General features: G+C 71.8%; 6 protein-coding genes and 2 tRNA genes. 4 read left to right on the forward strand and 4 right to left on the reverse strand.

Annotated features, from left to right (window positions below; translation table 11 throughout):
• The first annotated feature begins 213 nt into the window (after positions 1-213).
• Positions 214-300 (forward strand) — tRNA-Ser (locus tag VGD70_RS30265).
• A gap of 852 nt (positions 301-1,152) precedes the next feature.
• On the opposite strand, the gene VGD70_RS30270 is transcribed toward VGD70_RS30265, so the two are convergent.
• Positions 1,153-2,946 carry an endonuclease/exonuclease/phosphatase family protein gene (locus VGD70_RS30270; protein WP_331087367.1) on the reverse strand — a complete coding sequence of 598 codons (1,794 nt, stop codon included), beginning with the start codon at positions 2,944-2,946 and terminating at the stop codon, positions 1,153-1,155.
• Positions 2,947-3,127: 181 nt separating this feature from the next.
• On the opposite strand from VGD70_RS30270, the gene VGD70_RS30275 reads away from it, so the two are divergent.
• A tRNA-Ser gene (locus tag VGD70_RS30275) sits at positions 3,128-3,214 on the forward strand.
• Here VGD70_RS30275 and VGD70_RS30280 read toward each other — a convergent pair.
• The 3 genes from VGD70_RS30280 to VGD70_RS30290 form a co-directional block, all read right to left on the reverse strand.
• On the reverse strand, positions 3,209-3,463 hold the full coding sequence (locus VGD70_RS30280; RefSeq protein WP_331087369.1) for a hypothetical protein: 255 nt from the start codon (positions 3,461-3,463) through the stop codon (positions 3,209-3,211). The genes VGD70_RS30275 and VGD70_RS30280 overlap by 6 nt on opposite strands.
• Positions 3,464-3,673: 210 nt before the next feature.
• Positions 3,674-4,126, reverse strand: a complete 453-nt coding sequence (locus tag VGD70_RS30285) for a nucleoside deaminase (protein ID WP_331087371.1) — start codon at positions 4,124-4,126, stop codon at positions 3,674-3,676.
• A complete protein-coding gene (locus VGD70_RS30290; protein WP_331087373.1) occupies positions 4,123-4,611 on the reverse strand; it encodes a tRNA adenosine deaminase-associated protein in 489 nt (162 codons plus the stop codon). Before VGD70_RS30290 ends, VGD70_RS30285 begins: the two co-directional genes overlap by 4 nt.
• A 120-nt stretch (positions 4,612-4,731) precedes the next feature.
• On the opposite strand from VGD70_RS30290, the gene VGD70_RS30295 reads away from it, so the two are divergent.
• Together VGD70_RS30295 and VGD70_RS30300 are read left to right on the forward strand one after the other, a co-directional pair.
• Complete coding sequence (locus VGD70_RS30295) at positions 4,732-5,964, forward strand: M20 family metallopeptidase (RefSeq protein ID WP_331087375.1); 1,233 nt, start codon at positions 4,732-4,734, stop codon at positions 5,962-5,964.
• A gap of 24 nt (positions 5,965-5,988) precedes the next feature.
• On the forward strand, positions 5,989-6,834 hold an 846-nt coding region (locus VGD70_RS30300), incomplete at its 3' end, for a prephenate dehydrogenase (RefSeq protein WP_331087377.1).

A 6,834-nucleotide genomic window follows, 5' to 3' on the forward strand; every position in this document is an offset into this window, starting at 1 on the left:
AGCCCGGCCATTCCCATGGACAGGAACGCGCGCCGGGACTGGCCGTGGCCGCAGCATTCGCCGTCGGAACAACACTCGGATGCAGTCGACATTGATCGCCTCCGGTAATCGATTACCCGACCGCAGCCTAGGGGGCGAACCACCGTTCGGTCCAGACCCAGGGCCCCGGGAGCCGTTTTGGGCGACTCGAGCCGCTCCGGTAGGCTGCCCGGCGGAGGATTCGCATAGTGGCCTAGTGCGCACGACTGGAAATCGTGTTGGGTGTTACAACCCTCGCGGGTTCAAATCCCGCATCCTCCGCTCGTCTCCGGCGACGTGTGCCCGCGGAAAGCGCGGGCCTTGTCGCCTCGCCTGTTTTCTGGGGTGCAACCCCAGGCCCGCCCGGAGGGCTTCGCCCCCGGACCCCCGCCGTTGTCGCCCTTCGGCGACTCGGCTCCCCTTTGCGGGCGTGTCAGCCTTCGGCGCCGCGGCCCTGATTGGCTTCACCACACGGCTGCCCGTTTCGAGCGCGTGAGCCTTCGGCGCCGCCGCCGTGGTCAGCTTCGGCGCTCAGCTTCCTTTGCGAGCGCGTCAGCCCTTCGGCTCCGCCGCCCTGGTCCGGCTTCACCACACAGCTGCCGTTTCGAGCGCGGGAGCCTTCGGCCCTCGGCCCTGGTCGGCTTCACCACACGGCTCACCTTGCGAGCGCGTCAGCCTTCGGCCCCGCCGCCCTGGTCAGCTTCGGCGGTCGGCTTCCTTTCGGGAACGTGTTTGCCTTCGGCTCCGCCGCCGTGCTCGGGCTGCTCGGTCGGGCTTCCTGTCCGGAACGCGTGGGCCTTCGGGCCCGCGGCGGTGGCTTCGGCGCTCGGGTTCCCCTTCTCCAAACTCGTCAGCGCCTGGTCGTGGTCTCATGCGGGAGCGCCGGCCACCTCTGGGGTGACCGGCGCTCTCTTGTCGGGTCGGGCCCTACTCCTCCTGCTTCGCGTGGTTCGCCACGCCCGGCGTCGGGTCCCTCTCCATATCGATCAGCGGGTGGCGCTCGGCCCCCTCCGGGGCGGAGTGGCGGCCCTCATCGGACTCCCGCTCCGCAGCCTGGTCCCCCCGCTCTTGCTGGTCAGCTTGCATGACGTCCTCCTCGTCTCCCACGTCAGCTGATCATCCCCGCAGTATTCCTTACCCCAACGGGGTGAGGCGTACCACCTGAGGATCGTGGTCGCTCGCCTGGTCGGCGAACTCCGCGTTCACGTGCACGACGTCGTAGTCCGGCAGCATCAGACCGGTCACCAGCACGTGGTCCAGCACCTGCGAGTTGCCCTCGAACACGTAGCTGTACCGGTCGTTGCGCGGCAGCACGTTCATGAGGTCGAGCAGGCGGTAGTGATCGGTCAGCTCGTGCAGCGCCGGCGAGAACTGGTAGTCGTTGAGGTCGCCGAGCACCACGACGTTGGCCAGCCGGTCGACCTTCTGGATCTGCCCGACGAACTCGTTGACCTCGGTCGCCTGGGCGACGCGCTGCGTCTCGCTCCCCCTGGTCGGCGGCTGGAACCGGCCGTACATCGGCTGGTCGCCGCCCTTGGAGTTGAAGTGGTTGGCCACCACGAACACCGTTCGGCCGCGGAAGGTGAACTCGCCCGCGAGCGGCTTGCGGCTGTCCGTCCAGGCCGTGCTCGCCGGGTCGATCCGGCCCGGCGACACCGACAGCGCGGGCTTGTGCCCGCCGGTGACCTGCACGGCCGTGGTCGAGTCGCCACCCGGTCGGTCCACAAAGGACACGCGGGCCGGGTTGAACAGGAACGCCACCCGGATGTTGCCACCGGGCGCGCCGCCGTCATGGCCGTCGACCGGGTCGATCTCGCGCCACTCGTAGCGCGGGCCGCCGGCCGCGACGACCGCGTCGACGAACCGCTGCAGGGTGACGTTCGCGGCGACCGTGCCGTCGTTCGTCGTGCCGTTGTTGTCCTGGATCTCCTCCAGGGACAGGATGTCCGGGCTCGCCAGCGCGCTGGTCACGCCGTGCGCCAGCCGGTCGTACTTCGCCTGGGTGTCGCGCGGCGAGAGGTTCTCGACGTTGTAGGTGGCCACCGCGAGTTCGTTCGACCGCTGCGGCCGGGTCGCCTCCGGCTGGAGCCCGCCGTCGACCAGCGTGCCGAGCGTGGTCGCCTGGATGAGGTAGCCGCCGAACGTGTCGTAGTCGACCGGGCCGGAGGTCTCGCCGGCGAGCCGGTCGTTCACGTCGGCCTTCGGGAACGGCTGCTGCGAGAACGGGATCAGCGACTTGACCTTGATGCGGCCGGTGTTCGAGTCGGCGTAGCCGGTGTAGATCGTCCCGCCGTGCGCGGACGGGTTCTGGTTCGGCTTGGTGGTGAGGTAGACCTCGTTGAAGGCGGTGGTCGGCCCGACGACGCGGGCATCGTCCACCCGGACGCGCATCCCCTCGCGTGACTCCCAGTAGTCAATCGCGAAGCTCGCGGGGCGCAGGGTGAGCCCCTCGACGCTGCCGCCGTTCGCGTCGGGCGCCATCGCGTCCGGCACCGTGGCCGGGCCGACCGGCTCGGCCGCCGGCAGCGCGTTCCCGCTGGACTGGACGGTCCAGGTGGCCCGGGTAAGTTCCGTCATCGACTGGTGGATGGACGTCGCCGGCGCGCCGTCCGGGTAGAACTCGGCGACCGTGCCGGCCACGACCACCGCGTCGCCGACGGTCACCGCGGGCGTGGTGGACCCGGTGAAGACGAGGATGCCCTCGCTGGTGGCGGGGTCGGCGTCGGGGTTGGGGTCCTGCATCCAGAACCCGCGCGCCGACCCGAACGCGCGGATGGCCGTGACCACGCCAGGCACGTTGCTCACCTGCTGGCCGTCCAGTGTGGACAGCCGGGTGTCGCCCTGGATGTCATGGATCCGTGCGTCCGCGGCGGCCCCCGCCACCGGGATGACACCCAGCGATAACGCCGCCACTCCGAGCAACACCATGCCGTGCCGTTGCCTAGTCCTCACCGCGCCTGGCCTTCCATTCGCCCTCGTAACCCCGACAGAGCCCGCATCCTGCCCCGATCGAGTGAACGAGAGAAGACCAACGCACAACACTCTGTACGGATGCACACGCGCGCCTACCCTGCGCAAGCCGCGCCGCCCGTCCGGTAAGGTTCTCGGCGGTAGCGTGTCCGAGCGGCCGAAGGAGCGCGCCTCGAAAGCGCGTGACGGTTCACCCCGTCCGTGGGTTCAAATCCCACCGCTACCGCTCCGAACAGCCGAAACGCCGGTCACCATGCGTCAAGTGGTGACCGGCGTTTCGCGTGTTCAGGAGCGCTTCGGCGCGTAGTGCGACGCGGTGATCCCGCAGTCGAACGGCTGGGCGGACACAAGCCTTCAGGCGGTTCACCGTCTCGGCCAGCACGGCGTTCTCCCAGGGGGACTCGGTGAGGCTGTTGGAGATCACGACCTTGCGGCCCAGCACGATGCAGTCGACCTGTTCGGTGCGCGCGTCCACGTGGGCACCGATGTCGTCGGTCCACGGGAAGCGGTCCAGCTCGCCGTTCGGGTCGGCCAGGTAGCCGTCGACGGTGGTCAGCTGTCACCCCGATCGACCGCACCTGACGAACGGCCGGTCACGCCCCCATCTGTGACCGGCCGTCGCCTGTCCGGCTCCCCGGTCGGACGTAGGGCAGCATGGACCGGGCGGCTCGGGACCGGTCCCCGGTCAGCGGTGGGCGGCGAAGAACTCGTCCAGCAGGGCCGCGCACTCGTCGGCCAGGACGCCGCCCACGACCTCGGGACGGTGGGTCAGCCGGCGGTCCCGGACCACGTCCCACAGGGATCCCACCGCGCCGGTTCGGGGTTCCCAGGCGCCGAAGACCACGCGCGCGACCCGGGACAGGACCAGGGCACCCGCGCACATCGTGCACGGCTCGACCGTCACCGCCAGGGTGCAGCCGGTCAGGCGCCAGCCGTCGCCGAGAGCGGCCGCCGCGGCGCGGAGGGCCAGGAGCTCTGCGTGCGCGGTGGGGTCGCCGAGGGCCTCGCGGGCGTTGCAGGCGCTCGCCAGCTCCGTACCGTCCGGGCCGATGACGACCGCGCCGATGGGCACGTCGTCGGTGCCGGCCGCGCGGCGGGCGGCGGCTATCGCCGCGCGGATGAGGGACTCGTCGGTCACTGGGGGATGGTGTCCAGCAGCTTGCTGAACTCGTCGGCGAAACCGCACCGCTGCGCGATCATCTGCAGCTGCTCGTCGGGGTAGAGGTCCACCTCGCCCACGATGACCTGCAGCTCCGCGGCCGGCAACCCGATGTCGGCGAGGATGTCGAGGGCACCCTCGGGCCAGACGTCCTCGTCGTCCTCGGACGGGGGCTCCACGCGGAGCAGGTCCAGCGCGTCGGCGGCGATGTCGTAGTCGAGCGCGGCCGCCGCGTCCGACAGCAGCAGCGAGATGCCGCTCGGCGAGGGCCGCAGCAGGAGGAAGAACTGGTCGTCGACGCCGAGCATGCCCATCACCGCGCCGGTGGAGCGGACCTTGCGCAGCTCGGTGATGGCCGCGTCGAGCTCGTTGAGCACAAAGGCGTCCATCGCGGTGCACCGCCACTTGCCGTCCTCGCGGACGACGGCGATCGCGAAGCCGGGCACCACATCCTCCTCGGACATGGTGACACGGTATTCCTGTTGCCCCTCCGCAGGAAGAAGCGGGTCACCGGGTGTTGCCACCCGACCACTACGCGGGGTAAGAGACCCTCACCGACGGTCCCCGGGTGCCATCATCAACTCATGACACCCGCCGATACCTCCCGAGCCCTGGCCAACGATCCTAGGTTCACCGGGCTGGTGGAGGCCGCCCGCGCGCTGCAGCCGCGAACCGTCTCGCTGCGCCGGCAGCTCCACAAGCACCCCGAGCTGGGGCTTCGGCTGCCCAAGTCGCAGGCCGCGGTACTGCACGCGCTGGAGGGGCTGGACCTGCACGTCACCAAGGGTGAGTCGTGCGACTCGGTGGTCGCGGTGCTCAACGGCGCCCACCCGGGACCGAGCGTGCTGTTGCGGGGGGACATGGACGCGCTGCCGCTGCGTGAGGACAGCGGGCTCGCGTTCGCGTCCGAGGAAGAGGGCGCGATGCACGCGTGCGGGCACGACACGCACGCCGCGATGCTGGCCTCGGCCGCCCGGCTGCTGCACCACCGGCGGGACGCGCTGTCCGGGCGGGTGATCTTCATGTTCCAGCCCGGCGAGGAGGGCCACCAGGGCGCCAAGCACATGATCGACGAGGGCGTGCTCGACGCGGGCGGGCGGGCGGTGGAGCGGGCGCTCGCGCTGCACATCACGGCCACCGCCACGTCCGGCGTGATCACCTGCAAGCCCGGGCCGATCATGGCGAGCGCGGACGCGTGGACGGTCACCGTCACCGGCCGGGGCGGGCACGGCGCGATGCCGTTCCACGCGGTCGACCCGGTGCCCGCGGCGGCGGCCATGGTCGGCGCGCTGCAGACGATGGTGACCAGGCGGTTCAGCGTCTTCGACCCGGCGGTGCTCACGGTCGGGCGGATCACCGCGGGCACGACGTCCAACGTGATCCCGGAGACCGCGGAGCTCGAGGGCACCGTGCGGACGCTGTCCGACGCGGTGCACGAGGCCGTGCTCGCGGAGATTCCCAAGGTGTGCGAGCACATCGGCGCCGCCCACGGGTGCACGGTGAAGTTCGAGGTCAACGCCGGCTACCCGCCCACCCGCAACGACGACACGGTGGCCGCGCGGGTGCTCGAGCTGGCCGGGTCGGTGCTGGGCCCCCGGGCCGCGCCGCTGATGACCGACCCGCTGATGGCCGCCGAGGACTTCTCCTACGTCCTGCAGAAGGTGCCGGGCACGCTGGCGTTCCTCGGCGCGTGCCCGCCGGGCATCGAGCCGGAGCAGGCGCCGCCGAACCACTCCAACCGGGTGCACTTCGACGAGTCCGCGTTCGCCAACGGCGTCGCGATGTACGCCGCGTTCGCCCTGGACGCACTGCGCTGACCCGGCCGGAGAATGATGGTCGACATGCGAGCGGTGTGCGTGATCGGCCTCGGTCTCATCGGCGGCTCGGTGCTGCGTGCGGCGGCCCGCGCGGGGCGGCCGGTGTGGGGCGCCACGTCGTCCACATCGGACGCGGACGCGGCACGCGCGGACGGCTTCACCGTGATGTCCACTGTGGACGAGGCGGTCGCGGAGGCGGCGGCGCTGGACGCGCTGGTCGTGGTGGCGGTGCCGCTGCCGGCGGTGGCCGAGGTGCTGGCGACCGTGGCGTCGCTGGCGCCGTCGTGCTTGCTGACCGACGTGGTGAGCGTGAAGCAGCCGGTGGCCGACGCGGTCGGGCGGCTCGTGCCGGCCGCGCGGTACGCCGGCGGCCACCCGATGGCGGGGCGGTCGGAGTCCGGGTGGGCGTCGGGGTCGGAGACGTTGTTCGACGGCGCGCCGTGGGTCGTCGTGGCCGACGAGGAGACCGATCCGGCGGCGTGGCGGGAGGCGGCGGTACTGGCGCTGGACTGCGGCGCGCACGTCGTGCCGACCACCGCGGGCGAGCACGACGCGGCGGTGGCGCGGGTGTCGCACCTGCCGCACCTGCTGGCCGCGGTGCTGGCGGCGACCGGCGCGGACGGCGGGCCGCTCGCGCTGGCGCTGGCGGCGGGCTCGTTCACCGACGGGACGCGGGTGGCGGGCACCAGGCCCGAGCTGGTGCTGGCGATGTGCGAGGGGAACCGGCCGGCACTGCTGGACGCGGTCGACGACGCGCTCGGCCGGCTGGGCGCGGCCCGCGGCGCACTGGCGTCGACGGGCGGCCTCGCGGCGACCGTCGGCTCGGGCAACGCGGCCCGCACGGCGCTGACGCACGTGCGGACGGGCCCG

The sequence above is a fragment of the Actinophytocola sp. genome (assembly GCF_036402745.1).
GTDB lineage: Bacteria > Actinomycetota > Actinomycetes > Mycobacteriales > Pseudonocardiaceae > Actinophytocola.